This is a genomic window from Ancylobacter moscoviensis, assembly GCF_007559435.1.
GTDB classification, from domain to species: Bacteria; Pseudomonadota; Alphaproteobacteria; order Rhizobiales; family Xanthobacteraceae; genus Ancylobacter; species Ancylobacter moscoviensis.
Genome location: NZ_VMBP01000007.1, coordinates 128,729 through 153,422, shown reverse-complemented (window position 1 = coordinate 153,422; position 24,694 = coordinate 128,729). Strand labels below are relative to the sequence as shown.

Below are 24,694 nucleotides of genomic sequence, written 5' to 3'. Positions count from 1 at the left end.
GTCAGTAGCTCCTGAAGCGCGCGGGGGGCTCGTAGAGGCCGCCCGACCAGGCGACGAGATCGTCGATGCTGCGGGCCGCCAGCAGGGAGCGGCGGGCATCGGTGGGACGCACGCCGAGATCCTCGGGATAGGCGACCAGACCGCGCCGGCGCAGATCGTCGGTGCGGGAGGGATCGTGCCGCAGGCCGATGGGGCTGACGCCGGCCACCGCCGCAAGCGCGGCGCGGCGCTCCTCCTCGTCGCGGGCGAGATAGAGATAGGCGACGCCTTCCTCGGTGACGACATGGCTGACGTCGTCGCCATAGATCATCACCGGGGCGATGGGCATGCCGGCCGCCCTGCCGACCTCGACGGCGTCGAGTTCCTCCACGAAGGTGGGAACGCCCCCGGACTGGAAGGTCTCGGCCATCTGCACCACCAGCTTGTGGCCGCGCGCGGTGGGGCCAGGATCGGTCTTCAGGTCGAGCCACGCCTTGCTGGCATGGCGCCGGCCGCCGGGGTCGTGGCCCATGTTGGGCGCGCCGCCGAAGCCGGCGAGACGGCCGGTGGTGACGGTCGAGGAATTGGCGTCGCCGTCGATCTGCAGCGTGGCGCCGATGAACATGTCGACCGCGTACTGGCCGGCGAGCTGGCAGAGCACGCGATTGGAGCGCAGCGAACCGTCCGGGCCGGTGAAGAACACGTCGGAGCGCGCCTCGATGTAGCGCTCCATGCCGACCTCGCCGCCGAAGCAGTGGACGCTCTCCACCCACCCACTCTCGATGGCGGGAATGAGCGTCGGGTGCGGGTTGAGCGTCCAGTGCCGGCAGATCTTGCCCTTGAGGCCGAGCGCCTCGCCATAGGTCGGCAGCAGCAGCTCGATGGCGGCGGTGTTGAAGCCGATGCCGTGATTGAGCGACAGCACGCCGTGGCGCTCATAGACGCCGCGAATGGCGAGCATCGCCATGAGGATGTGCTGCTCGGTGATGAGACGCGGATCGCGGGTGAACAGCGGCTCGATGGCGGCGGGACGATCCGCCTCGACTACGAAGTCGACCCAGCCGCCGGGAATGTCGACGCGCGGCAGCGTGTCCACGATCTCGTTGACCTGGGCGATGACGATGCCGCCGCCGAAGGCCGTCGCCTCCACGATGGTGGGCGTGTCCTCGGTGTTGGCGCCGGTGTAGAGGTTGCCGTGGCGGTCGCCCTTCTCCGCCGCGACCAGCGCCACGCGCGGCGTCAGGTCGACGAACATCCGCGCATAAAGCTCGACATAGGTATGGATGGCGCCGACCTCGAGCTTGCCGTCCTCCAGAAGCTGGGCGACGCGCAGGCTCTGCGGGCCGGCATAGGCGAAGTCGATGCGCCGGGCGATGCCGGTCTCGAAGATGTCGATCTGCTCGGGACGGCTGATGCTGGACACCAGCATGTGCAGGTCATGGACCTTCGCCGGATCGACCCTGGCGAGGGAGCGGGAGAGGAAGTCCGCCTGCTTCTGGTTGTCCCCCTCCAGCGCCACGCGGTCGCCGGAGGCGATGACCGCCTCCAGCGCCTCGACGATGCGATCCGGCTTCAGGACGCGGCCGTCGGCGAAGGCGGCCGCCCGCTGGAGGCGGCGCTGCTTGTCCTCGCGCCGGGTCGACCAGGAACGCTGCGTCCCGTCCGGTCTGGTCATCGATGCCTCCTCACAACACCACGAAGAGCAGCCACACCACGAAGGGCGCGATGACCGTCACCGCCGCGCCATAGGCGACGAGCTGCTTGAAGAAGCCGTCACGCGAGGCCTCCGGCGCATTGGCGAGCACGAGCGCGCCATTGGTCGAGAACGGGCTGACGTCGACGATGGTGGAGGACACCGCCATGGCGGCGATGAAGCCGACCGCCTCGACGCCCGTGCCGGCCTGGAGGAAGGGCACGGCGAGCGGGATGAGCGAGCCGAGCACCGCCGTCGAGGAGGCGAAGGCCGAGACCACCGCGCCGATGAGGCACAGGACCAGCGCCGCCATGAGCGGCGAGGCGAGGCCGGCGACGCCGTTGGCGGCGTAGTCGATGGTGCCCATGGCCTGCATCACGCCGACATAGGTGGATACGCCGGTGATCAGCACGATCTCCGGCCAGGTGACCTGCGCGACCGCCTTGCGCTGGAGCGTCGGCGCCACCAGCGAAAGCACGAGGCCGATGGTGATGGCGCAGAAGCCGATGTCGAGATTGAAGGCGAGTGTGAGCACCGCCAGCAGCACCAGCCCGGCGAGGGTGAGGAACTGGTAGGGACGGTTGCTGGCCATCGGGTCGCCATTGGCCACCCCGCCCTCGGCGATGCGCCGCTCCAGCGTGATGGCCTCGGTCTCGGCGTCGCCATAGCGCGGCGGCGTCGCGGCGGGATAGCCCGCCCCCGCCGGCGCGCCCGCCAGCTCGGCCCGCCGGCCGATGAGCTTCAGCCCGCCCAGCGCGAAGAACAGCAGCACCGCCACCGCGCCGTTGACGAAGAAACTGGCGAGGAAGGTGACGATGGGATCGAGCGGCAGCCCGGCCTTGGCGACGACGCCGTTGGTGATGCCGCCATAGATGCTGATCGGCGAGAAGCCGCCGGCCTGCGCGCCGTGGATCACCATCAGGCCCATCATCAGCGGGCTGATGGCGTATTTCACCGCGAAGCCGAGCGCGATGGGGGCGATGATCGCCACCGCGCCGGGGCTGACCGCGCCCACCGAGGTGAGCGCCGCGGCGATGAGGAACATGATCCACGGGATCGCCGCCACATGCCCGCGCACGGCGCGGACCGCGAGGCGGACCAGCCAGTCGATGGTGCCGTTGTTCTGGGCGATGGCGAAGAGATAGGTGATGCCGACCAGCGTGAGGAACAGGCTGGACGGGAAGAACGACATGATCTTCGCCGCCGTCAGCCCGGCCAGCAGCGTGCCGGCGAGGAAGGCGCCGGCGAAGGCCAGCACGCCCATATTGACCGGCAGGATCGTCGCGACGACGAACATGGCCACCAGCCCGAAGATAGAAATCAGCTCATGCGACATGGCGTGCCTCCCCCGTCCGGCGGGCGACGCGCGCATGAGAAACCCGTCCGCGCGGCGGGCGCGGATTCGCTGTCACATCCATTGGCGTTTCCTCGGGGCGATTGGTTTTATGTCTGCCCGTGTGCGATCATCGCTCAATAGAATGCCAAGTCAACTTTTTTGTATACAAGAGACGCCATGTTGTGCGGAGGGTGGCGGCCACGCTAGTTTCACGCAGCGGCAGCGCTCCCGGAATCAGGGGCGCGCCGCGGGCAGGACGCGGGACCGCCGCGCAGGAAAAGAGGTCGATCTTGACGAGTTTGGTCGCTGATCGCGACACCGGCACCCGGCACGCCGACCGGCTGCGCCAGGCGCTGGAAGCCGACATCGTGACGGGGGTCTTCAAGCCCGGCGAAAGGCTGGACGAGCAGCGGCTGGCCGACCGCTTCGGCGTCTCGCGCACGCCGCTGCGCGAGGCGCTGGCGCAGCTCGCCGCCAACGGGCTGGTGACGCTGCAGCCGCGGCGCGGCGCCTTCGTGGTATCGCTGACCTTCCAGGAGATCGTCGAGCGCTTCGAGATGATGGCGGCGCTCGAGGGCATGTGCGGCGCCCTCGCCGCGCGCCGGCTCGACGAGGCCGACCGGGCGGCGCTGGTCGCCTCGCTGGAGGAGTGCCGCCATGAGGCCGCCGAGGGCGACAGCGACAGCTACTACCACGCCAACGAGGCGTTCCATCAGATCATCTACCGCGCGGCGCGCAACGCCTTCCTCGCCGAGCAGACGCGCCAGCTGCAGACCCGGCTGCAGCCCTATCGCCGGCTGCAGCTGCGCGCCGGGCGGCGGGTCGCCACCTCCTTCGCCGAGCACGAGCGGATCGTCGCGGCGATCCTGGCGGGCGACGCGGGGACGGCCGAGCGCGAGTTGCGCGAGCACGTGCTGATCCAGGGCGACCGGCTGCGCGACTTCTTCGCCAGCCTCGCCCATGCCGGCTGACGGGTGGGGACGGGGCGCTCAGGCGTCGGCGGCGTGCAGCTCGTCCCAGACCGGCTCCATCAGCTCGGCGAGGGTGAGGAACAGCCGGTAGCGCCGGTCGTGCAGCGCCTTGTGGCGCGGCGACGGGGTGAAGCTCTGCGCGGTCTTCACCATGCGGGCGACGCCGTGGCCGAGATCGGGGAACAGCCCGGCGCCCACACCGGCGGCGATCGCCGCGCCGAGCGCGCCGGTCTGCGAGCACAGGCTGGTGCGGATGGGGATGCCGAGGATGTCGGCGAACATCTGCGGCCACACCTTGCTGCGCGCCGCCCCGCCCGACAGCACGACGTTCTCGAAGGTGGCGCCGGCGCGCTTGAGCTTCTCGACATGCTGGCGATGGCCGAACACCACGCCCTCGAACAGCCCGTAGAGCAGGTGCGCCTTGTCGTGCCAGCCGGCGATTCCGTAGAAGCCGCCGCGCGCCCGGGCATTGCCGGAGCTGCCGTAGATGAAGGGGTGGAACAGCGGCAGGTCCATGGAGGGCGACACGCGCGCCACCAGATCGCTGCACGCGGAGGCGACGGTGCCGGTGCCGACCTCGATGCCGCTGCCGAACTCGCGGATGAACCATTCGAGATTGGCGGCCGAGGTGGCGCTCGCCTCCACCGCCATGTAGCGGTCCTTCTCGATGATCGAGGTCATGAAGACCAGCTCGTCGAGCTCGGGATCGTCGACCACTTCCTGGTTGATGCTCCAGGTGCCGGCGACGATGGAAGCCTGGCCGGTAGCGGAGACGCCGGAGCCGACCGCGCTCGCCACGATGTCGATCATGCCCGCCACGACCGGCGTGCCGGCGCGCAGGCCGGTCGCCTGCGCCACTTCCGGCCGGATGCCGCCGACGATCTCGCAGCTCTCGCGCAGCGGCGGCAGCAGCGCGCCGAAATGGGCGACTCCGTAGGCCTCCAGCATCTGCGCGTCGTAGCGGCGCTCGGGGAAGCGCACCAGACCGGCCACCGCCGCGTCCGAATAGTCGCCGGACAGCGTGCCGGTGAGGAAATGCACGATCACGTCCTTGCACAGCAGCACCGCATGGGCGCGCGCCATGATCTCCGGCCGGTGCTCGCCGAGCCAGCGCATCAGCAGGGGGGTCTGGCCCGCCCAGGGCTGCTGGCGCGACCAGCGATGGATCTGCCCGGTCTTCTCGCCCAGCCCGCCAGCGATGGCTTCCGCCCGCCGGTCGATCGACTGGATGCCGAGCAGCCCCGTGCCGTCGCGGTCGAGGACATAGGCGCCGTTGCCGTGGCCGGCGGCGCCCACCGCGCGCACGTCGGCGGGGTCGATGCCGGACTTGGCGATGCAGCCGCGGATCGCTTCCACGGTGAAGCGGCGTATCTCGTCGATGCTGCGCTCGGCCTGGCCGGGCTCGGGATAGCTGGTCGACCCCGAGCGCTCCTCCACGGCGAGCTCATTGCCGGCGCTGTCGAACAGCACCGCCTTGACCATCGTGTTGCCGGCATCGATTCCGAGGAGATAGTCGCTCATGCATCCTCCCGATATGGCGGCAGGCCGATGCGCGCCGGCCTGCCTTGTCGTTGTGGCGGTCCCGGGTCTCAGGCCGCTTCGTAGATGGCGTTGGCCCGCTCGGCGTCGGCGCCGTCATGGATCATCGCCATCAGCGCCGCGACGACCCGGCTGGGGTTGTCGTGCTGGTAGACGTTGCGGCCATAGACCATGCCGGCCGCGCCCTGCTGCATGAGCACGGCGGACTTCTGGAACACGCCCTTCAGCTCGCCCTTGCCGCCGCCGCGCACCAGCACCGGCACGCGCGCCGCCTCGACCACCTTGTGGAAGTCCTCGGCGACGTCGGTGGGATCGGCCTTGATGATGTCGGCGCCGATCTCCTGCGCGAGGCGCACGAGGTTGACGATCTTGGAGGTGTCGCCATCGACCTGATAGCCGCCCGCCGCGCTGGGCGCCTGCATCGCCAGCGGCTCGATCATGAGCGGCATGGCGTATTTCTCGCACTCGCGGCGCAGCTTCGCGATGTTCTCGATGCACTGCTTGAACATCTCCGGCTCGTCCGGGATCATGTAGATGTTCACGACGACGGCGGCGGCATCCATCTGCAGCGCGGCGAGGATCGGCTCCTCGGCGTTCTGCAGCGTCGCCCACATGAAGCGGTGACGGATGGTGTTGTAGCCGTTGGCGATGTCGGTGCGCATCACCAGCGCCGGCTTGTCCTTGCCGTCGACGTTCTGGAGCAGATCGGCCTGACCGTAATTGACCTGGATCGCGTCCGGACCGGCCTTCACGAGGTCGGCCATCACCTTGGTGATGTTCTCCAGGCCCGGATAGAAGGTCGGTTCGTTGGCGATGCCGTGGTCGATCGCCACGTCGAGGCAACGGCCGTTGCGGAACAGCCGGTTCATGCGGACCTTGTGGCTACCGCTCATGACACTCTCCTTTTCGCGTGAAATTCGTCCGCCGTCCGTTCCAGCCGGACGGCGTGATCGCGGGCCAGCCGCGTGATGAAGTCGTCGAGGCGCTGCTCGCGCTCGGCGCGGGACCAGCCCTTGGCGCCGGCGAGGACATCGGCCGCCTCCTCGGCGACGGACAGGCCGAGGCGCCCGGTGATGCCGATCGGGGTGCGGCGGAGCAGCAGGTCGGCCAGCGTCTCCACATCCTCGCGGCGGGCGAGATAGTCGAGCTCCTGCCGGCTGAATTCGGGAAGGCCGGCGAGCGGCGTGTCGCCCTGCTCGCCGAGTTCCTCGGCCATGGCGCGGGCGCTGGTGCCGTAGCGGTGCAGCAGCGCCTCGACGCGCGCCGGCGGCAGGCCGGTGGCGCGGGCGCAGGCCTCGATCCACGCGGCCCGCTCGCCGGCCGAGGCGGGATAGTGGCGCCCGCCGCCGATCGGCAGGTCGGCGGTCGAGACGCTGCGCGACAGGTGCAGCGCGTCCAGCACCCTGTCGGCGACCTGCTCGCCGAAGGCGCGGAAGGTCGTCCACTTGCCGCCGACCATGCAGTAGACGGGAAAGGGGCGCCCCGCCGTCGCCGGGACCACCGGGCAGGAATGGTCGCGCGAGATGCGGCCGACCACGCTGGCGTCGCTGGCGGGCAGCGGCCGGGTACCGGCGAAGGTGTAGACGATCTCCTCGCGGCGGATCGGCAGATCGGGGAAGATCAGCCGCACCGAGTCGAGGATGTAGGCGATCTCGTCATCCTCGCAGCGCAGCCCGTCGGGGTCGGAGACGGGAATGTCGGTCGAGCCGATGAGCACCCGGTCGAAATAGCGGAACAGGATGCAGACGCGGCCTTCCTGGTTCTCGTAGTAGACCATCTCGTCGCCCAGCGCGTCGTAGAGGCGCGGGTTGTCGACGATGAGATGCGAGCCCTTGGTGCCGCCGATCATCCGCGGGGGACGGGCGTTGGGGCGGGCCTCCGGCGGGGTGAGGGCCTCGTTGGCGAAGTCGATCCAGGCGCCGGTGGCGTTCACCACCACGTCCGGCTGGAGCGAGAACAGGCGGCCGGACAGCGTGTCGGCCAGCATGACGCGGCCGTCCTTCGTCCCGGTCATGCGGACATGATTGACCGCCAGCGCCTGCGGATTGGCCGCCATGGCGTCCGCGACCATCTCGAAGCCGAGGCGCTCGGGCTGGCTGATCTGCCCGTCGTAATAGGTGGCGCTGCAGGCGATCTCGCGGTTGAAGTCCGGCCAGCGCCGGAAGGTGGCGGAGCGGCCGTGGAAACGGTGCTTCGGCATCGGCGAGGGCGCGGCGAAGATGTCGTAGAGCGTCAGGCCGATCTTCACGATCACCCCGCCGCGGCGCGCCTTCTTCTCGGTGAGGCGGAGAAAGCGCTGGAACGCGCTGGTGATGCCGGAGGTGTAGTCGAACAGCGGCACGGTGGTGGGCAGCGGCGAGACGAAATGCGGCGCGTTGGCCAGCAGCCGGTTGCGCTCCAGAAGCGATTCCCGCACCAGCGCGAACTCGCCGGTCTCCATGTAGCGCAGGCCGCCATGGATCATCCGCGAGAGCGCGCCGCTGGCCGCCTCGCACCAGTCGCCGCGCTCCACCAGCACGACGTCCAGACCCTGGAGCGCCAGCTCGCGGAAGGTCGAGATGCCGTTGATGCCGCCGCCGACCACGAGAACGGTGGTCCGTTCACGCCGGGCGAGTGCATCGAGCCTGGAAGCGCGGAGATCCGGCCTGGCGGCCTGCGAGGCGTTCATTACCTGTCCTTCTGGTCGAGACGGCCGACAATCTCGACGGCCGTGTGTTCGTCCGTCGCCAGCGCCTTGAGGTAGTGGCCCTTCAGCACGCTGATGATGGGAGAGACCTTGGCGCTGCCCGCCGCGACGCCGAGCGTCATCGGGATGCGGGCCAGCTCGTCCGGGGTCACGCAGACGAGGTGCCGGTTGAGCGCGTAGGGCGCGACGCGGCCGGCGCCGTCGAGCAGATGGGCGAGCAGCTCCGCCTCCGCCCGGGATTCGCGGATCGCCGCGATGTCGCCGGAGGCTTCCGAGGTGAGGTCGAAATAGCTGGAATCGACGGCGTGGATGGAGCCGATGCCGACCACCGCGACATCGGCGTTGCGGGCCCGGTCCAGCGCCTCGATGCAGGAGCGCACCTGCATCAGCGCGTCGCGCTCCTGCGGCGAGGCGGCGAACATCGGCACGTGGATCTGGTAGGCCCGCCCGCCCAGCTTGAGCGCCAGCTCCGAGGCGAGGTGGTTGACGTCGGTGTAGTGCTTGCCCTGCACGCCGCCGGTGGCCGGCACCACGCTGACGTCGAATTTCTGGTCGGTGTCGAGCGCCTCGACGAGCGCGCTCACGCCCTTGCCGCCGGTGACGCAGATGGTCTGCCCGTCGCGCAGGTGCTCCAGCAGGAAGGACGCCGCCGCCTTGCCCGCCGCCTTCAGCCGCGAGGGATCGTCCAGCGTCGGGCAGGGAGCGGCGACGACCTCGGCGAGGCCGGCGCGCTCCGCCAGCTTGCGGGCGGCGTCGAAGGCCGATTCGAACGGGCTGCGGATGGTGATCTCGACCATGCCGAGATCGCGGCCCTGCTTGATGATGCGGTTGACGCTGGCCACCGACAGGTTGGTCCGCGTGGCGATGTCGATCTGCTTCATGCCCTCGATGAAGTGCATGGTCAGGATTCGATGCATCCGTCGGATGGCGTCGAAGCTTTCGCGGTCGGCCGTGCTCACCTTCGATCCCTTATTTCGCGCGATAGCGGTTGAGGAGATGATCGAAGGATACCGCTCCGAGCAGGATGATGCCCTTGATCATCTCCTGCCAGTAGGCGGACACGTTCAGCAAAATCAACGAGCTGCTGACGATGGACAGCAGCGCGATACCGAGCACCGCGCCGAAGATGGAGCCGGTTCCGCCCTTCAGGCTGGCCCCGCCGATCACCGCCGCGGCGATGACGTTGAGCTCCATGCCGACGCCGAAATTGGGCGTCGCCGAGCCGAGGCGGGCCATGTAGACGATGCCGGCGATCCCCGCCAGCACCGAGCACAGCACGGTGACGAGGAACTTCACCTTGTTCACCTTCACGCCGGAATAGGCGGCCGCCTTCTCGTTGCTGCCGGTGTAGAAGACCTGCCGGAAGGCGGTGGCGTTGCGCAGCAGGAAATCGAACAGCAGCGCGATGACCACGAACAGGATGATCACGAAGGGAATGTCGTAGACGCTGCCCTGCCCGATGAACTTGAACTCCTTGGGCAGCGAGAACAGCGACAGCGGCGAGCCGTTGGTGATGACCATGCACAGCCCGCGCACGATCACCATGGCGGCGAGCGAGGCGATGAAGTGGCTCAGCCCGATGCGGGTGACGCACAGGCCCATGCCCACGCCCACCGCGGCGGCGGCAGCGATGCCGCCCAGGCTCGCGAGCCACGGGTCCACCCCGCCGAGGAAGAGCTGGCCCGCCACCACCATCGACAGGCAGACCACCGCGCCGACCGAGAGGTCGAGCCCCCCGACGATCAAGAGGATCGTCATGCCCACTACGACGATGCCCTCGACCGAGAAGGAGAGCAGCATCGTCTTGATGTTGGAGACGGTGAGGAAATAGGGCGAGGCGAAGCTCATCACCGCGAACAGGATCACGATGATCGCCAGCAGCCCCATCTCGCGATGCCCGGTCAGCGTCACGAAGAGGGAGGGAGCCGGCGCGCGGGCGGTCTCGGTGGCGCCGCCGCTGGTCTGGTGTCCGATGGCCATGGGTGTTCTCTCGATCCTTCAGGGCGTCAGGCGGCCGCGCTCGCAGGGGGCTGCAGGCCGGAGGCAAGGGCGATGATGTGCTCCTCGGTCATCAGCGGGCCGTCGGCGACCTCGCCGGCGATGCGCCCCTCGTGGACGACGAGGATGCGGTCGCACAGCCCGATCAGCTCGGGCAGCTCGGAGGAGATGACGGCGATGCCGGTGCCGGCGGAGGCGAGCTCGCGCAGGATGTCGTAGATCTCGGCCTTGGCGCCGACATCGACGCCGCGGGTCGGCTCGTCGAGGAAGATGACCGAGGGGTTGACCGACAGCATCTTGGCGATGCCGACCTTCTGCTGGTTGCCGCCCGACAGCGAGGAGACGGGATCGGTGATGCGGCCCCGCTTCAACCCGACCTTGCGGCCGAGCGCGTCGGCGAAGGAGCGCTCGCGCGCCTGGTCGATGAGGCCGAAGCGCGAGACCAGCGAGGGGCGCAGCGCGGTGACGTTCTGCGCGATCGGCAGGTCGACGAAGACGCCGGAGGCCTTGCGGTCCTCGGAGAGGTAGACGACGCCGCTGCGGATGCTGCCGGCATAGCTTTGCTGGGTGAGCGGCACGCCGTTCAGCGCGATATCGCCGTGCGTGCGGGGACGCAGGGCGCACACCGCCTCGGCGATCTCGGTGCGGCCGGCGCCGATGAGGCCGGCGAAGCCGAGGATCTCGCCGTGGCGCAGCTCGAAGGACACGTCCTCGAAGCGCCGGCCGTCGGAGAGGCCGCGCACCGACAGCACGGGCGGCTTCTGCGAAAGGTCCTGCGCCTTGTGCGGGAACAGGCGGGACAGCTCGCGCCCGACCAGCCGGTTGACGACCGTCTCCGGCGACAGGGCGGCGATCGGGTCGGTGCTGACGTGGTTGCCGTCACGCATCACGGTGATGCGGTCGCACAGCGCGAAGATCTCGGCCATGCGGTGGCTGATATAGACGAGCGACATGCCCCGGGCGCGCAGGTCGCGCAGGATGGCGAACAGGCGCTGCGCCTCCGGCTCGGTGAGCGCGGCGGTGGGCTCGTCGAAGATGAGCACGCGGCAGTCGAGCGTCAGCGCCTTGGCGATCTCGACGAGCTGCTGCTCGGAAATGGACAGGTCGCCGACGCGGGTGTCGACGGGGATCGGCTGCAGCCGGTCCATCACCTCCTGCGCGCGGCGGCGCAGCGTGCCGAAATCCATGAGCAGCCGGCCGCTGGTGGCGGTCGCGCTCATGAACAGGTTCTCGGCGATGGACAGATCGGGGCAGAGCGCGATCTCCTGATGCACGAGGCCGATGCCGAGCGCCTGCGCCGCCGCCGGGCTGGCGATGGTCACTTCCTCGCCGTCGACGAAGATGCGGCCGGAGTCCGGCTGGAGAATGCCGTCGACGATGTTCATCAGCGTCGACTTGCCCGCCCCGTTCTCGCCCGCCAGCGCGTGGATCTCGCCGGGGCGCAGGTCGAATTGCGCGTTCTTCAGCGCCCGGACCGGGCCGAACGACTTGACGATGTTCTCCAGCCGCAGGCGCGGCGGAGCGGCCGTTTCGGAAACCATGCGAGCTTCCTCCGTTTACCGGCGGCGTGGCGCGGCTGCGGCATTCCGGGACGCGGCCCCGGAATGCCGCAGGGCACGGCTCAGTTCTGCGCGGCCTTCTCGCGGCGCGCCTTGTAGGCGGGCCAGCGGAAGTCGTCGGCGTTGTCCCGGGTGACGATGGCGAAGCCGTTGTCGATCACCGGCAGGGCAAAGGGGTTGGCGCCGGTGCGCTTGTAGTCGTTCATCGGGTCGATGAGCTCGGGATGGGCGGCCAGGAACAGGGCCATGAAGCCCATATAGCCCTGCACGCCCTGGTTCGGGTTGATGGCGCCGAACATGTCGCCGGCCTTGATCAGGTCGAGCACCTTCTCGTTGACGTCGACGGTCATGACCTTGATGCCCTTGTTCAGCTCGACGGCGGCCTGCGCCGCGCCGATGGCCGAGGTGGCTTCCGGCATGAACACCGCGCCGAGATTCGGGTTGGCCTGGGCGAGGCTGAGGACCGACTGATAGGCCTTGTTGGCGTCTTGGTTGGTGACCGAGCGGCCGACCAGCTTCATGTCGGGATGGGCTTCCTTCATGCGCTCGATGAAGGAGGTGACGCGCAGGTCGTGATTGCCCTGGCCGGGGTTTTCCAGCACGGCGTATTCGCCCTTGCCGCCCATCGCCTTGGCGATGGCGTCCGCGGCGGCGGCACCCTCGCGGCGGTTGTCGGAGGTGACGTAGGCGACGCGCGCGCTGTTCGGGGAGTCGGCGGCGAAGGTGACGACCGGGATGCCGGCGTCATGGGCGCGCTGGATCGGCTCGATGAACGGATCGGCGTTCATCGGGTGCAGCAGGATGCCCTTGGGCTGGCGGGGCAGGATCTGCTCGAAGGAGGTGAGCTGCTTGGTCACGTCGTATTCCGGCGTGCCGCTGTACTCGGCCTTGCAGCCGAGCTGCTCGGCGGCCTGCTTGAACATCTCGAACACCGGCTGCCAGTATTCGATGCCGCTGACCATGACGTTCATGTAGTAGGTCTCGCCCGGCTGGCAGCGGAACTGCGGCTTGTCGGCCGCGAGGGCGGAGCCGGCGGCGAAGGGCAGCGCGATCGACGCCGCCAGGACGGCAAGTTTCATCTTCATTGGGCCATCTCCATGAGCGAGCCCGCCCGTGGCGGCTCAAGGCCGCGCCAGGCGCTGATTGTTTCATGGAAGCGGAACCGGACCCGGCATCGGCCGGACGGCACGCCTCCTCCCCACGACAGCCGCCGGACCCTGCCCGAAACGGCACGAGAAATTTTTCACAGTCTGATTTTTTTCTCGTGAGGCGCACGCTGATGGAGATCGGCGGTGATGTCAAGCGCCGCCTGCCAGCCCCCGACCGCTTGGAATGACTTCAGGGAAAGGAGCGGACATGCCTGAAGGCACGGTCGCCAAAGGCCGGCAAGGTCGGGGCAGGCGGAACCGTGCTGGCCGAGGCTGGTGATGCAGTTCCGCCCGGCGCGACGCCGACGGGCAAGGGCTCGCCACCGGCGGACGCGCACCGCGCCTTTTCCACCAATCCCAAAAGAAAACCCCGGCAGGACATCGGTCCTGCCGGGGCTTCCTCGGCGATATCGGCGTGAGCCGTCGGGTCACACGAAGGTAAAGTCGTCCGCGCTCAGATGCGTCCTGACGATGCCTTCCAGCACCACGTAGTTGTCGCCGCTGTCGTCGAGCTGGATGGCCACGCCGGCCGCGGTGTTGACCATGGCGGCGACCACGTCGTCGAAGGTCTCGAAGTCGAGACCGTCGAACTCGATGGTGTCCTCGCCCGGCCGGAAGTCGACGATGATGTCCGCTCCGGAGTTGGCCGCGAACACGAAGGTGTCCTGGCCCGCGCCGCCCGTCATCACATCGTCGCCGGTGAAGCCGATCAGACGGTCGTCGCCCTGGCCGCCGTCGAGCTGGTCGTCGCCGGCGCCGCCATAGAGGGTGTCGTTGCCGCCACCGCCGTACAGCACGTCGTCACCGGCGGCACCGCCGAGGATGTCGTCGCCCTGGCCCCCCTGCAGGACGTCGTCGCCTTCGCCGCCGCGGAGCCGGTCATTGCCGGCGCCCCCTTCGAGAAGGTCGTCGCCCGCGCCGCCGGCGAGGGTGTCGTTGCCCTGGTGGCCACGGAGGACGTCGTTGCCGGCGCCGCCGTCGAGTTCGTCGGCGGCCATGCCGCCATAGATGACGTCGTGGCCGGCGTCCCCGTAGATCTTGTTGGCCGCCACCGCATTGCCGCGCAGTTCGTCGTCACCGGCGGTACCACGGGTCCAGCCCTCATAGGGATCGACTTCCTTGACGTTGACGGTCACCGTCGCGCTCGACGTCCCACCCTTGCCGTCGCTGACGGTGTAGGTGAACTTCGCCTCGCCGGTGAAGCCGTCGGCCGGGGTGAACACGACGTGGTCCCCCTGCAGCTTCACCGTGCCGCCGGTGCCCGACTGCACCGAGACGACGCTCAGCGGGTTGGCATCGGCGTCGGTGTCGTTGGCCAGCAGCAGGGCCGTCGCGAGCGAGGCGGCGGCACCGGCATTGACCTCGAAGCTGTCATTGGCCGCCACCGGCGCCCGGTTCGGCTGCGGACGCACCACCACCGTCACGCTCGCCGTGTCCTGCCCGCCCTTGCCGTCGGAGACGGTGTAGGTGAACGAGGCCTCGCCAGTGAAGCCGGCCGCCGGCGTGAACACCGCCTTGCCGTTGACCAGCTGCACGCTGCCATGGGTGGCGTCCTGAACCGACACCAGCGTCAGCGTGTCGCCGTCGGTGTCGCGGTCATTGGCCAGCAGGCTGCCGACGGCGATGTCCACCGGCTTGCCCTGCAGCACGTAGAGCCGGTCGTCCGTCGCTTCCGGTACGTGGTTGACCGGCGCGCCGACGGCGATCTCCACCTTCGCGGTGTCATGGCCGCCCTCGCCGTCGGAGACGGTGTAGGTGAACGACGCCGCGCCGTTGAAGCCGGCTGTCGGGGTGAACAGCACGTTGCCCGCCGCGTCGAGCGTCGCGGTGCCGCCCACGGCATTGCTGACCGAGAGGATGCTCAGCGTGTCGCCGTCCGCGTCGGTGTCGTTGGCCAGCAGCAGCGCCGCGCTCAGCACCAGCATCTGGCCGGCCTGGGCGGTGAAGCCGGTGTCGTCGGACGCCAGCGGCGCGGTGTTGTCGCCCGGCTGCGGGCCCGCGTCGTCGGCCAGCGACACCACGGAAACGTTGTCGAACGATACGCCCGCGCTGTCCCAGGCGAAGAGACCGACCGTGCCCTTGGTCTGGGCATGGTCCTCGATCGCGTAGGCGAAGAGTTCCATCCCGTCGACCGAGGCCTGGATCTTGTTGTCCTTCACTTCGACGCGAAGATCGAAGGCCTCGCCCGGCGTGTACTTCGCCGGGATCTGGGTGAGGTACTTCTCGACGCCGTCCTTCACCTGGATCAGCTGGAAAAGGCTGCCAGCGCCGTTGTAGGGGTTCCAGTCGTAGTCGCCGTTCGCGTCCAGCTCGAGCTTATAATAGTTGTTCTCGTCCTGGTAATAGAACAGCACGCCGACCGCGCCGTTGTCCGGTGTGGAGATGGTGGTTTCGACCGCGTAGTCGCTCCACCCCTTCGCGTCCGGGTCGTTGTAGAGGGCATAGGTGCCCTTGCGCAGCACGTTCACGCCGTCGCCGAGCGGGCTCCAGCCCTTGTCCCACGGGTCGGTGTTGGACGCGCCGTTCCACTCGAGCTGGCGGCTCTTCAGGTCGGAGAGCTGGACCAGCGCGCCGTTCCGCAGCTCCCACTGCGAGGAGGTGCCATCCGCGCCGACGCCGCCGAACTCGCCTTCGTCGACGATGGTCCAGTCGGAGAAGTCGGTGCCGCCGAACGCGTCGGACAGCAGCACGCGGTCCTTGGCGACGGCGTCGACGGTGACCGTGTCGGTCGAGGTCTTGCCGGCGGCGTCGGTGACCGTCAGCGTCAGCACGTTGCGGCCGGTGCCCACGGTGGCGGACGCCGTCTTGCCCTCGGCGACGACAGTGCCGTCGGCGTCCTTCCAGACATAGCTGACGATGTCGGCATTGCCGTAGGAGCTGCCGGCGTCGAGGTCCACCGCGACCAGGCCGTCACCGTCGCTGTCGAGCAGGCGGACGTCGCTGCCGGCATGGGCGGTGAGCGCCACCTTGTTGACGCTGATGTTGTCGAACTGCGCGCCCATCTGGTTCTGCGAGTTCTCGTTGCTCGAATAGAGCCCGATCGTGCCGCCGGTGAAGGGGGCGGTATCGACGACCGCGCCGAACATGTCCTCGCCGTCGAGGAAGGCGCGGATCTCGCCGTCCGACACCGTGACCTTGAGCTGGAAGTCGCGGTTCCACGGCGTGCCGCCATGCTCGGTGGCGAGCACCGTGGCGACGCCGTCCTCGACCTTCACCACCGACCGGCTGTTGCTCTGGGATTCGAGCACCACGCGGTAGTAGTTCTTGTCGTCCTGATAGTAGAAGACGAGGCCGATATCGTCGCCGTCATTGACCTTGAGCGTCGCCTCGACGGTGTAGTCGGACCACGACTTGGCCTCGTCGGCGTTCCAGAACAGCACGTTGTTGGCGTTGTTGGAGCGCTCATAGGCGCGCCCTTCGAGGCCCGCCTGACCGTCCTCCGCGGTGTCGCGCGAGTTCGCCGTGCCCTTCACCATGTAGCTGCCGACACCGCCGCCGAGCGCACCGGCGCTGGCCGTGGAGTGGCCGAACGTGTCGGGCATGCCGGACGCGCCGAAGTCGATCTGCGTGGAGAACGGCGAGGGCGCGGTGTCGACGATGCCGCCGGCCTTGGCGCCGCCGAGGGCGGAGATCTCGTCGTCGGTGTAGACCTTGTCGGTGACGAGGAAGCTCGACACGTAGAGCGGCGAGACCTCCCGGTCATTGTCCGAGAACAGCAGCACGCCCTTGCTCAGGTCGATGGAGAAGCGGCTGTCGTCGATGGTCTGGACGCCGACCTTGACGCCGTCGACGTACTTGGAGAGCACGTAGCCGGCATCGGTCTTGTCGACGGTGATGGCGACGCGATGCCATTCGTCATAGCTCATCGCGCCCTCATAGACGCCGCTGATGCCGAGGCCCGCGGTACCGTCCGAATTGTTGCGCAGGAAGAACTCGGCGTCGGAGGCGTTGGCGGTGTCGGTCTGGAACAGCGAGGTGAAGCCGGACGCCGTCTCTTCCGGGATCAGCAGGTCGAACACCAGCGTGTAGCTGTCGAGCGAGGTCTGGCCGGGGGGCAGCTGGGTCGGCTGGACCCGCAGGCCCTGCGCGAGATCGAAGCCGGGAAGCTGCGTGACCGAGGCGCCCTCGCCGAGGGCGGCGATGCCGAACTCCTCGGTCGTGCCCTGGTTCACCTCGACCGAGCCGGGGGCCGACCAGCCGTCGAGGTTGCCGTCGTTGAAGTTCTCGACGAGCAGCGTGCCGGCGTTGGAGACCACGATGCGCACGTCGTCGCGGGAGACGTTGCCGGCGCTGTCGGTGACGGTCAGGGTCAGCACGTGATCGCCCGCGCCGAGCGCCAGCGTCGGGGTGGCGCCGGTGGCGATCTCGTTGCCGTCACGGTCCGTCCAGACATAGGTCAGGCCGGTGTCGTTGTTGGGATTCAGCGTCCAGTCGCCGTCGAGCGTCACCGAAGCCTTGTCCTGGCCGGTGGCGGCGCTCACGAACTGGTCGTTACCGGCCTTGGCGATCGCCGGCACCTCGGGCGTGCCGAGATCGATGCCGGTGTAGGTCTCCTCATGGCCGCGATAGGGGCCGGTCAGGTCGTCGCGGTCGAGTTCCTCGCCGCGGCCGGGGACGACGTACTCGTCGAGCTCGGAGAAGTAGGTGGTGGTGTACATCGCCCCGTTGTCGGGATCGATGGTGATGAGGCGGATGGCGCCGTGGCCGCCGGTGTTGCCGTTGGCCGGATCGCCGTTGCCGGTGGTCTCGTCGGCGACGCCGTACTGGTAGTTGACCATCATCTGGTAGACGGGGTTGCCGAACTGGTCGTAGCTGACCAGCGTTTCCGCGCCGTCGCCGAAGATGTGGCCGGAGAAGGTGAAGGTGACGTTCGGGTACTTCTGCACCAGCGCGCGGTACATCGCCTCGCCGTCGCTCGCGCCCTCGGCCGAGTTGCCGAGGCCGTAATTGTAGCCCGTGCCCTCGTCATAGAGCGGCGAGCCGGTGGCGTCGTGGCGGCCGGCCCAGGTCATGTAGGAATGGGTGTTGATGATGACGCGGGCGTCGAGATTGTCCTCGATCACCTCGCCGGCCCAGCGCACCACGTCCTCGCGCGCGCCGAATTCGAGGTTGAGCACCAGCCACTTCGTGCCGTCCGGCGCGGTGAAGGTCTGGTAGCTGTTGCGGGCGCTGTCCGGCTCCTGGTCGTAGACGCCGCCGAAGGTGTCGGGATTGTTCGCCGCCTGCTGCTCGGGCGAGAAGTAGAGGTCGAGGTTGCTGGTGTAGTCGCTGGCCGAGCCGCCGGACGCCTGGTCGTGGTTACCGGGCAGCACGGAATAGGGGATCTTGCCGTTGAGGATGCCGAGCGCCTGCGCCGCGTATTCCCATTCGGCCACCGTGTTCGAGCCGGTGACGTCGCCGACATGGTTCACGAACTGGATGTTCAGGCTGTCCTTGTTGTCGACCAGCCACTGGGTCATGCCCTTGAAGGTGTCGATGGCCCAGGCGTTGGTGTAGTCCTGCGTGTCGGGCAGCACCGCGATGGTGTAGGCGTTCTCGCCGGCGACGCGCACGCGGACATTGTCGGTGACGCTGGTGCCGCTCGAATCCGTGGCGGTGATCTTCAGATCGGAATAGCCGAGCGTCTCCAGGAAATCGATCGTGAGCTGGCTACCTTCGACGGTGACCGCCGCGACCGAGGGATCGGAGCCGGAAACCGTGTAGGTGAGCCCCTCGCCGCTGAAGACGGTGTTCAGATCGATGACCCGATTTTCAGAACCGCGCGCGGTAATGAAATCGAGAATCGGCTTGGTAATGGTAACCATAGGTCATCTATTCCCGTTCGATGCGCCCGGTGCGGCGCTGTTGCCATGGCCGCCGTAGCTAGATGTCGTGGATGACAGGTTCTTGAAACCTGGGGCTTCACATCCAGTCTCATTCGCAATGCGGCCTATGGGTATTTTCGATGGCGGCAGATCGGGCGGGATTCATCGAGCGAATTCAGCACTTTTGGGGTAACGCCGAACTGTCACAAATCCATCCGGGAGCCTGCGTTAATCCCCCCCTTCGGGACCAGCCGGTCCGAGGACGAGCGCCGACGCCCTGCCCCCGCATGGCATGCCGGCTTCGCAATCGGAGCGGCGCCCGGCAGGCGAAGAAGCGATGGAGACACGCATGGTATCGGTCACGCAGCTGCGCGCGTTTCATTTCGTGGCCGCCGCCGGCGGCTATTCGCAGGCGGCGCGCGAGATGGCGGTCAGCCAGTCCACCCTTTCCGGCCAGGTGCGCCAGCTCGAGACCGCCTCGGGCGTCGCCCTGTTCGAGCGCAAGCCGCGCGGCGTCACCCTCACCCATGACGGCGAGGCGCTCTACAAGGTGACCTCGCGCCTGTTCGCCGCGCTCGCCGAGGCCGGCATGCTGCTGAAGAGCCCGCAGGTGGAAGGCGGGCGGCTGAGGGTGGCCTCGGACGGCGTGGTCCACTGCCTGCCGATCCTGCGCCTTCTGAAGATGCGCCGGCCCAAGCTCGCCTTCTCGCTCATCGTGCAGAACTCCGACAGCGTGATCGAGCAACTGCTCGAATACCGCGTCGACATCGGCATCACCGCGCAGCTGCCGGCCGACGAGCGGCTTCATGTGCGCCCGCTGACGCACATGAAGATCGGCATCTTCCTGCCCGAGCGCCATCCCTGGGCGGCGCGCCCGGAACTGTCACTGGCCGATCTCGAAGGCTGCCCCTTCGTGCTGCGCGAACGCGGCTCGCGCACGCGGGCGGTGTTCGAGCAGAACCTCGCCCAGAAGGGCGTGACGCTCGGCCCGGTGCTGGAGGTCTCGACGCGCGAGGGCGTGCGCGAGGCGGTGGCCGCCGGCTTCGGCGCCGGGGCCATTTGCGATCTCGAATTCGGCTTCGACTCGCGGCTGCGCTACGTGCCGCTGCGCGACGCCAGCATCTGCATCGACGAGTATGTGGTGTGCCTCGACGAGCGGCGGCGCCTGCCGATCATCGCCGACTTCTTCGCCTGCGCCGAGGCGGCGTTCGCGCTGCCGGCGGTCGCCGGTGCCGCGCTCACGGGACCGACGCCCGCGAGCCCGGCGCTCGCGGCTCCGGTGCTCACTCTTCCCGCATCGCCCGCGCGATCTGGTCCCGCAGCGGCTTGACGAGATAGCTCAGCGCCGTGCGCTCGCCGGTCTGCAGGTGCACCTCCGCCGGCATGCCCGGCATGAGCTGGAGCCCGCCGAGCCGGGCGATCTCCTCCGGCGGCAACTCGACGCGGGCGAGATAGAAGCTGGTGCCGGCCTTCTCGTCCTTGGTCAGATCGGCGGCGACCCGCGCCACCGAGCCATGCAGCTCCGGCGTGGTCTTCTGGCTGAAGGCCGAGAGGCGCACCATGGCCGGCTGGCCGATCGACACCTGATCGATATCGGCCGGCGAGATCTGGATCTCGACCACCAGCTTGTCCTTCTCCGGCACGATCATCATCACCGTCTCGCCCGGCGAGATGACGCCGCCGACGGTGTGGACCGCGAGTTCGTGCACGACGCCGGAGATGGGCGCGCGCAGGTCCACGCGGGTGAGCTTGTCCTGCGCGGCGATGCGGCGCTCCTGCAGCTCCGCCCATTTGCCTTCGAGCTCGCGCAGTTCCTTGATGACCTCGGCGCGCATGTCCTGATCGATCTGGATGATCTTCAGCTCGGTCTCGCTGGCGCGCCCCTGCGAGCGGGCGAGATCGGCCTGGAGCTGGCCGCGCTCGCCCTCGATCCGCACCTTCTCGCGCTGCAGGGAACGCAGCCGGGTCAGCGGCGTGAGGCCCTTGGCGTGCAACTCCTCCGCGCCGGCGATTTCCTCCTCGATATAGCCGAGCTCGGCGTTCTTGGCGGCGATCTGCGCGGAAAGGCCCGCCGCCTCGTCGTAGAACTGGCCGATCTGCGCCTTCAGCTGCGCGACCTGCCCGTCCACCGCCGAGCGGCGCGAGACGAACAGGCTGCGCTCGCCATCGATCGCGCGGGCGACGTTCTCCTGCCCGCGCCGGCCGGCGAGATAGGACGGATCGTCCATGGCGGGGCGGCCGTCGCGCTCGGCCTCGAGACGGGCGCGGCGGGCGGCGAGCTCCACCATCTGCGTGTCGACGACGCCGAGATTGGCGAGGGTCACGGTGTCGTCGAGGCGCAGGACGACGGTGTTCGCCTCCACCTTCTGCCCGTTCTGGACGAGGATCCGCCCGACCACGCCGCCTTCCGGATGCTGGACGCGCTTGGCGTAGCTGTCGACCACCACCGTGCCGGCGGTCACGATGGCGCCGTTGAGCGAGGCCATCGCCGCCCAGCCGCCGCCCCCGACGACGAGGAACACCATGACGGCGATGCCGAGCCGCAGATGCCGGTCGACGCCGTCATCGGCGGTGCCGACCGGCGCCGGGCGCCGCGTGGCGAGGCGGCCCAGACGGGCGAGGAGCTTCTTCATCATCACGCGGCCACCGGCTGCTTGAGAACACGGCCGAGGATCTCGGCCTTGGGGCCGAAGGCCTGCTGCTGCCCGCCGCCCATCATCAGCACGAGATCCACGGCGGACAGGGCGCTGGGGCGATGGGCGACGACGATGACCACGCGCTGCGCCTCGCGCGCCCATTTGATGGCGCGGGTCAGCGCCGCCTCGCCATCCGCGTCGAGGTTGGAGTTGGGCTCGTCGAGCACGATCAGGAAAGGCTCGCCATAGAGCGCGCGGGCCAGCGCCACGCGCTGGCGCTCGCCGCCGGAGAGCGAGACGCCGCCCTCGCCGAGGCGGGTGTCGTAGCCGCTCGGCAGGCGCAGGATCATCTCGTGCACGCCGGCCCGCTCGCAGGCGGCGATCACCTTTTCCGGGGTGGCGTCGGACTGGAAGCGCGAGACGTTCTCGGCGATCGTCCCGTCGAACAGCTCGATGTCCTGCGGCAGGTAGCCGATGTGCCGGCCGAGGGCGTCGCTGTCCCACTGCTCCAGCGCGGCGCCGTCGAGCCGCACGCCGCCCTTCGAGACCGGCCAGGCACCGACGAGGCCGCGCGCCAGCGTCGACTTGCCCGAGCCGCTCGGCCCGATCACGCCGACGGCGCTGCCGGCCGGAACGGAAAAGCTCAGGCCGGCCACGGTGGGCCGGGGCTGGCCGGGCGGCGCCACGGCGAGCGCCTCGACATCGAGGCGCCCGACCGGGGCCGGCAGCGGCATGGGCGTGGGCGCGGCGGGGAACTCGGCCGACAGGGCGGACAGGCGCGCATAGCTCTGGCGGGCGGCGACGAAGCCGCGCCAGTTGGAGATGGCCAGCTCGACCGGGGCCAGCGCCCGCGACGACAGGATCGAGGCGGCGATCATCACGCCGGCGGAAGCCTCGCCCTCGATCACCAGCAGGGCGCCGGCGGCGAGCATCAGCGACTGGAGCAGGAAGCGGAACACCTTGCTCATCGACGACAGGTCGCCGGAGACGTTCACCGCGCGCTGGTTGTCGTCGAGATAGGCGGCATGGGCCTCGTTCCAGCGCTGGCGCAGGGTCGCCTTCATGCCCATCGCCGCGACCGGCTCGACGTTGCGGCAATAGCTGTCGGCGAGGCTGTTGCGCACCGCGGAGCGACGGGCGGCGATGCGGGTCGGCCCCTTGGTGGAGAACTCGGTGATCAGCATCAGCGTGCAGAGCACCACGATGCCGGCGAGCCCGAGCAGGCCCAGAACGGTATGGAAGATGAACAGCACCGCGAGATAGAGCGGCATCCACGGCAGGTCGAAGATGGCGACCGGCCCCTGCCCCGAGAGGAACTGGCGGAGCTGGTCGAGATCGCGCAGCGGCTGCTGCGCGTTGGCGTCGCGCCCGCGCCGGAGCGCCAGCTGCGACATGAGATCGAAGGAGATGGCCCGCAGCCGGGAATCGAGGCGCATGCCGAAGCCCACCAGCACGCGCGCCCGCAGCAGATCGAGCAGGCCCTGAAAGGCATAGAGCCCGGCCGCCAGGATCAGCAGCGCAACGAGGGTGGGAACGCTGCGGCTGGCCAGCACGCGATCATAGATCTGCAGCATGAAGAAGGGGCCGGTCAGCATCAGCAGGTTGATGACGCAGCTGAGCGCGCCGATGCCGATGAGCACGTTCCGGCAGGACGCGAAGGCGGAGCTGACCGGCGACGCCGGATGGGTGCCGCTCGTCACTTTCATGGGGCAAGGACTCTTATAAGCTGTTCCGGGCGCGAACGGTCGCCCCGGCGAGCCGCCTCTCTAGTGCAGCGACCTGACAGCTCCATGACGGTGCGCGGGGCCCGGCGCGAAGACCCGCGGAAGGCTAGCCGGCCCCTTCGGCGGCGGCGCCGCGGCGGTTCGCCAGCGCGGTGGCGAAGCGGTCGAGCGAGACGCACAGGCACCAGTAGACGACGCCGACGAAGAGGAAGACCTCGGTCGGATAGACCATCGCCCGGTTGTTCACCTGCGCGGCGACGAAGGACAGTTCGGGAACGCCGATGACATAGGCGAGCGAGGTGTCCTTCACCAGCGAGGTCCACTGGTTGACGAAGGACGGCGCCATCGCGTGCAGCGCCTGCGGCAGCACGATGAGCCGCAGCACCCGCCAGCGGCCGAGCCCCAGCGCGAAGCCGGCCTCCCACTGGCCCGCCGCGATGCTCTCGATGCCCGCCGCCACGGCATAGGAGAGATAGGCGCCGCCGATCAGCGACAGCGCCACCACCACCGTGCCGATCTCCGGCACCGAGAAGCCGAAAAGGATGGGCAGCAGGAAATAGGTCCAGAAGATCAGCATGATGACCGGGATGGCGCGGAAGAAGCCGAGCACCACCACCAGCAGGCGCTTCGGCCAACCCGCGCTCATGGCGAGGCCGATGCCCAGCACCAGGCCCACCAGCCCCGAGGCGACCGCCGACAGGGCCGACAGGACCAGCGTGAGGGCGAGGCCGCCGACCGGCCCGTTCGGCCAGGCGCCGACGAGCAGGTAGTCCAGATTGTCGGAGATGACCGAGAAATTCATGGCCGTTGGGTCGCCCAGGCAAAGCGGCCGCTGCGTGCCACGGCGTGGCCGGCGGCCTCGGTGACGGCGACGGCGGCGACGTAGAGGATGGTCGCGATGCCGAAGGCCTGGAAGGTGAGGAAGGTCTCCGTCTCCACCTGCCGCGAGGCGTAGGAGAGCTCGGCGAGCCCGATCGCCATCGTCAGCGAGGTGTTCTTGATCGTGTTGAGATACTGGCCGACCACGGGCAGCCAGGCGATGCGCACCGCCTGCGGCAGCACCACCAGCCAGAAGACGAGAGCCGGCCTCAGGCCGAGCGCCATGGCCGATTCGCGCTGCGCCGGATCGACGCCGTTGATGCCGGCGCGGAACTCCTCGGCGATGTAGGCGCCGGCATAGAGCGTCAGCCCGAAGAAGCCGGCTATGGTCTCGAAGGCGGGCCAGTGCAGCGACACCAGCACCGCGTCGAGGACATGCGGGGTGTTCAGCCAGGTCATCAGGCCGGAGGGCATCAGCGCCGAGGCGCCGAAATACCAGAAGAACAGCTGCACCAGCAGCGGCGTGTTGCGGATGATGCTGACATAGGTGTCGGCGAGGATGACGAGCGGCCGGCGGCCGCTCAGCTTGAGGCCGCACACCGCGATGCCGAGCCCGGTCGCGGCGACGGAGACCGCCGCCGATAGCAGAAGGGTGACGGCGAAGCCCTCAAGGAGCCAGATGAGATAGCGCAGGGCCATCGGCTCGCCGAAGACACCCATGTTCGCCTCGTGGACTGGAGATGAAAAATGCCGCGCGGGGGCGCCGCGCGGCGTCCGGCAGGCCCTGCCGGACCGGCAGGGC

General features: G+C 68.9%; 16 protein-coding genes. 2 read left to right on the top strand and 14 right to left on the bottom strand.

Features of this window, described 5'->3' with window-relative positions:
- Position 1 precedes the first annotated feature (1 nt).
- Together mdcA and FO470_RS18845 are read right to left on the bottom strand one after the other, a co-directional pair.
- The gene (gene mdcA / locus FO470_RS18850; RefSeq protein ID WP_144344537.1) at positions 2–1,654 is read right to left on the bottom strand and encodes a malonate decarboxylase subunit alpha; all 1,653 of its coding nucleotides are present in this window, start codon (positions 1,652–1,654) and stop codon (positions 2–4) included.
- Between the two features lie 10 nt (positions 1,655–1,664).
- The gene (locus FO470_RS18845) at positions 1,665–3,008 is read right to left on the bottom strand and encodes an SLC13 family permease (protein WP_144344536.1); all 1,344 of its coding nucleotides are present in this window, start codon (positions 3,006–3,008) and stop codon (positions 1,665–1,667) included.
- 290 nt (positions 3,009–3,298) lie between these two features.
- Between FO470_RS18845 and FO470_RS18840 the strand changes: the two genes are divergently transcribed.
- Entirely contained in the window at positions 3,299–3,979 is a 681-nt protein-coding gene (locus FO470_RS18840; RefSeq protein ID WP_244616760.1) for a GntR family transcriptional regulator, read from the top strand.
- Positions 3,980–3,997: 18 nt separating this feature from the next.
- Here the strand turns inward: FO470_RS18840 and FO470_RS18835 are convergent, their stop codons facing one another.
- From FO470_RS18835 to FO470_RS18800, 8 genes are all read right to left on the bottom strand, one after another.
- On the bottom strand, positions 3,998–5,500 hold the full coding sequence (locus FO470_RS18835; protein ID WP_144344535.1) for an FGGY-family carbohydrate kinase: 1,503 nt from the start codon (positions 5,498–5,500) through the stop codon (positions 3,998–4,000).
- A gap of 68 nt (positions 5,501–5,568) precedes the next feature.
- On the bottom strand, positions 5,569–6,411 hold the full coding sequence (locus FO470_RS18830) for a class I fructose-bisphosphate aldolase (protein ID WP_144344534.1): 843 nt from the start codon (positions 6,409–6,411) through the stop codon (positions 5,569–5,571).
- Positions 6,408–8,186, bottom strand: coding sequence for a glycerol-3-phosphate dehydrogenase/oxidase (locus FO470_RS18825; RefSeq protein WP_144344533.1), 1,779 nt, complete (start codon positions 8,184–8,186; stop codon positions 6,408–6,410). The genes FO470_RS18830 and FO470_RS18825 overlap by 4 nt, the downstream gene beginning before the upstream one ends.
- Positions 8,186–9,163: a sugar-binding transcriptional regulator gene (locus FO470_RS18820; RefSeq protein WP_418655069.1), complete on the bottom strand. Its 978-nt coding sequence runs from the start codon at positions 9,161–9,163 to the stop codon at positions 8,186–8,188. Before FO470_RS18820 ends, FO470_RS18825 begins: the two co-directional genes overlap by 1 nt.
- Positions 9,164–9,173: 10 nt before the next feature.
- On the bottom strand, positions 9,174–10,184 hold the full coding sequence (locus FO470_RS18815; protein ID WP_144344532.1) for an ABC transporter permease: 1,011 nt from the start codon (positions 10,182–10,184) through the stop codon (positions 9,174–9,176).
- Between the two features lie 26 nt (positions 10,185–10,210).
- Complete coding sequence (locus tag FO470_RS18810; protein ID WP_144344531.1) at positions 10,211–11,743, bottom strand: sugar ABC transporter ATP-binding protein; 1,533 nt, start codon at positions 11,741–11,743, stop codon at positions 10,211–10,213.
- Between the two features lie 80 nt (positions 11,744–11,823).
- A complete protein-coding gene (locus tag FO470_RS18805; RefSeq protein ID WP_144344530.1) occupies positions 11,824–12,846 on the bottom strand; it encodes a substrate-binding domain-containing protein in 1,023 nt (340 codons plus the stop codon).
- Positions 12,847–13,337: 491 nt separating this feature from the next.
- Complete coding sequence (locus tag FO470_RS18800; protein WP_144344529.1) at positions 13,338–18,713, bottom strand: Ig-like domain-containing protein; 5,376 nt, start codon at positions 18,711–18,713, stop codon at positions 13,338–13,340.
- 349 nt (positions 18,714–19,062) lie between these two features.
- Here FO470_RS18800 and FO470_RS18795 point away from each other — a divergent pair, with 349 nt between their 5' ends.
- On the top strand, positions 19,063–20,043 hold the full coding sequence (locus FO470_RS18795) for a LysR family transcriptional regulator (RefSeq protein WP_144344528.1): 981 nt from the start codon (positions 19,063–19,065) through the stop codon (positions 20,041–20,043).
- Here FO470_RS18795 and FO470_RS18790 read toward each other — a convergent pair.
- The 4 genes from FO470_RS18790 to FO470_RS18775 all read right to left on the bottom strand — a co-directional run bounded on the left by FO470_RS18790 (position 19,997) and on the right by FO470_RS18775 (position 24,612).
- The gene (locus tag FO470_RS18790) at positions 19,997–21,349 is read right to left on the bottom strand and encodes an HlyD family type I secretion periplasmic adaptor subunit (protein ID WP_144344527.1); all 1,353 of its coding nucleotides are present in this window, start codon (positions 21,347–21,349) and stop codon (positions 19,997–19,999) included. The genes FO470_RS18795 and FO470_RS18790 overlap by 47 nt on opposite strands.
- Positions 21,349–23,055, bottom strand: a complete 1,707-nt coding sequence (locus tag FO470_RS18785) for a type I secretion system permease/ATPase (RefSeq protein ID WP_144344526.1) — start codon at positions 23,053–23,055, stop codon at positions 21,349–21,351. Before FO470_RS18785 ends, FO470_RS18790 begins: the two co-directional genes overlap by 1 nt.
- Positions 23,056–23,179: 124 nt before the next feature.
- Positions 23,180–23,875, bottom strand: coding sequence for an amino acid ABC transporter permease (locus FO470_RS18780; RefSeq protein WP_144344525.1), 696 nt, complete (start codon positions 23,873–23,875; stop codon positions 23,180–23,182).
- Positions 23,872–24,612 (bottom strand): amino acid ABC transporter permease, encoded by a 741-nt coding sequence (locus tag FO470_RS18775; RefSeq protein ID WP_144344524.1) that lies wholly within the window; start codon positions 24,610–24,612, stop codon positions 23,872–23,874. Before FO470_RS18775 ends, FO470_RS18780 begins: the two co-directional genes overlap by 4 nt.
- Positions 24,613–24,694 lie beyond the last annotated feature (82 nt).

Bases quoted from the DNA above. Each gene is read 5' to 3' on its own strand.
- mdcA (WP_144344537.1), bottom strand. From the start codon at position 1,654: ATGACCAGACCGGACGGGACGCAGCGTTCCTGGTCGACCCGGCGCGAG.
- FO470_RS18845 (WP_144344536.1), bottom strand. From the start codon at position 3,008: ATGTCGCATGAGCTGATTTCTATCTTCGGGCTGGTGGCCATGTTCGTC.
- FO470_RS18835 (WP_144344535.1), bottom strand. From the start codon at position 5,500: ATGAGCGACTATCTCCTCGGAATCGATGCCGGCAACACGATGGTCAAG.
- FO470_RS18830 (WP_144344534.1), bottom strand. From the start codon at position 6,411: ATGAGCGGTAGCCACAAGGTCCGCATGAACCGGCTGTTCCGCAACGGC.
- FO470_RS18825 (WP_144344533.1), bottom strand. From the start codon at position 8,186: ATGAACGCCTCGCAGGCCGCCAGGCCGGATCTCCGCGCTTCCAGGCTC.
- FO470_RS18815 (WP_144344532.1), bottom strand. From the start codon at position 10,184: ATGGCCATCGGACACCAGACCAGCGGCGGCGCCACCGAGACCGCCCGC.
- FO470_RS18810 (WP_144344531.1), bottom strand. From the start codon at position 11,743: ATGGTTTCCGAAACGGCCGCTCCGCCGCGCCTGCGGCTGGAGAACATC.
- FO470_RS18805 (WP_144344530.1), bottom strand. From the start codon at position 12,846: ATGAAGATGAAACTTGCCGTCCTGGCGGCGTCGATCGCGCTGCCCTTC.
- FO470_RS18800 (WP_144344529.1), bottom strand. From the start codon at position 18,713: ATGGTTACCATTACCAAGCCGATTCTCGATTTCATTACCGCGCGCGGT.
- FO470_RS18795 (WP_144344528.1), top strand. From the start codon at position 19,063: ATGGTATCGGTCACGCAGCTGCGCGCGTTTCATTTCGTGGCCGCCGCC.
- FO470_RS18790 (WP_144344527.1), bottom strand. From the start codon at position 21,349: ATGATGAAGAAGCTCCTCGCCCGTCTGGGCCGCCTCGCCACGCGGCGC.
- FO470_RS18785 (WP_144344526.1), bottom strand. From the start codon at position 23,055: ATGAAAGTGACGAGCGGCACCCATCCGGCGTCGCCGGTCAGCTCCGCC.
- FO470_RS18780 (WP_144344525.1), bottom strand. From the start codon at position 23,875: ATGAATTTCTCGGTCATCTCCGACAATCTGGACTACCTGCTCGTCGGC.
- FO470_RS18775 (WP_144344524.1), bottom strand. From the start codon at position 24,612: ATGGGTGTCTTCGGCGAGCCGATGGCCCTGCGCTATCTCATCTGGCTC.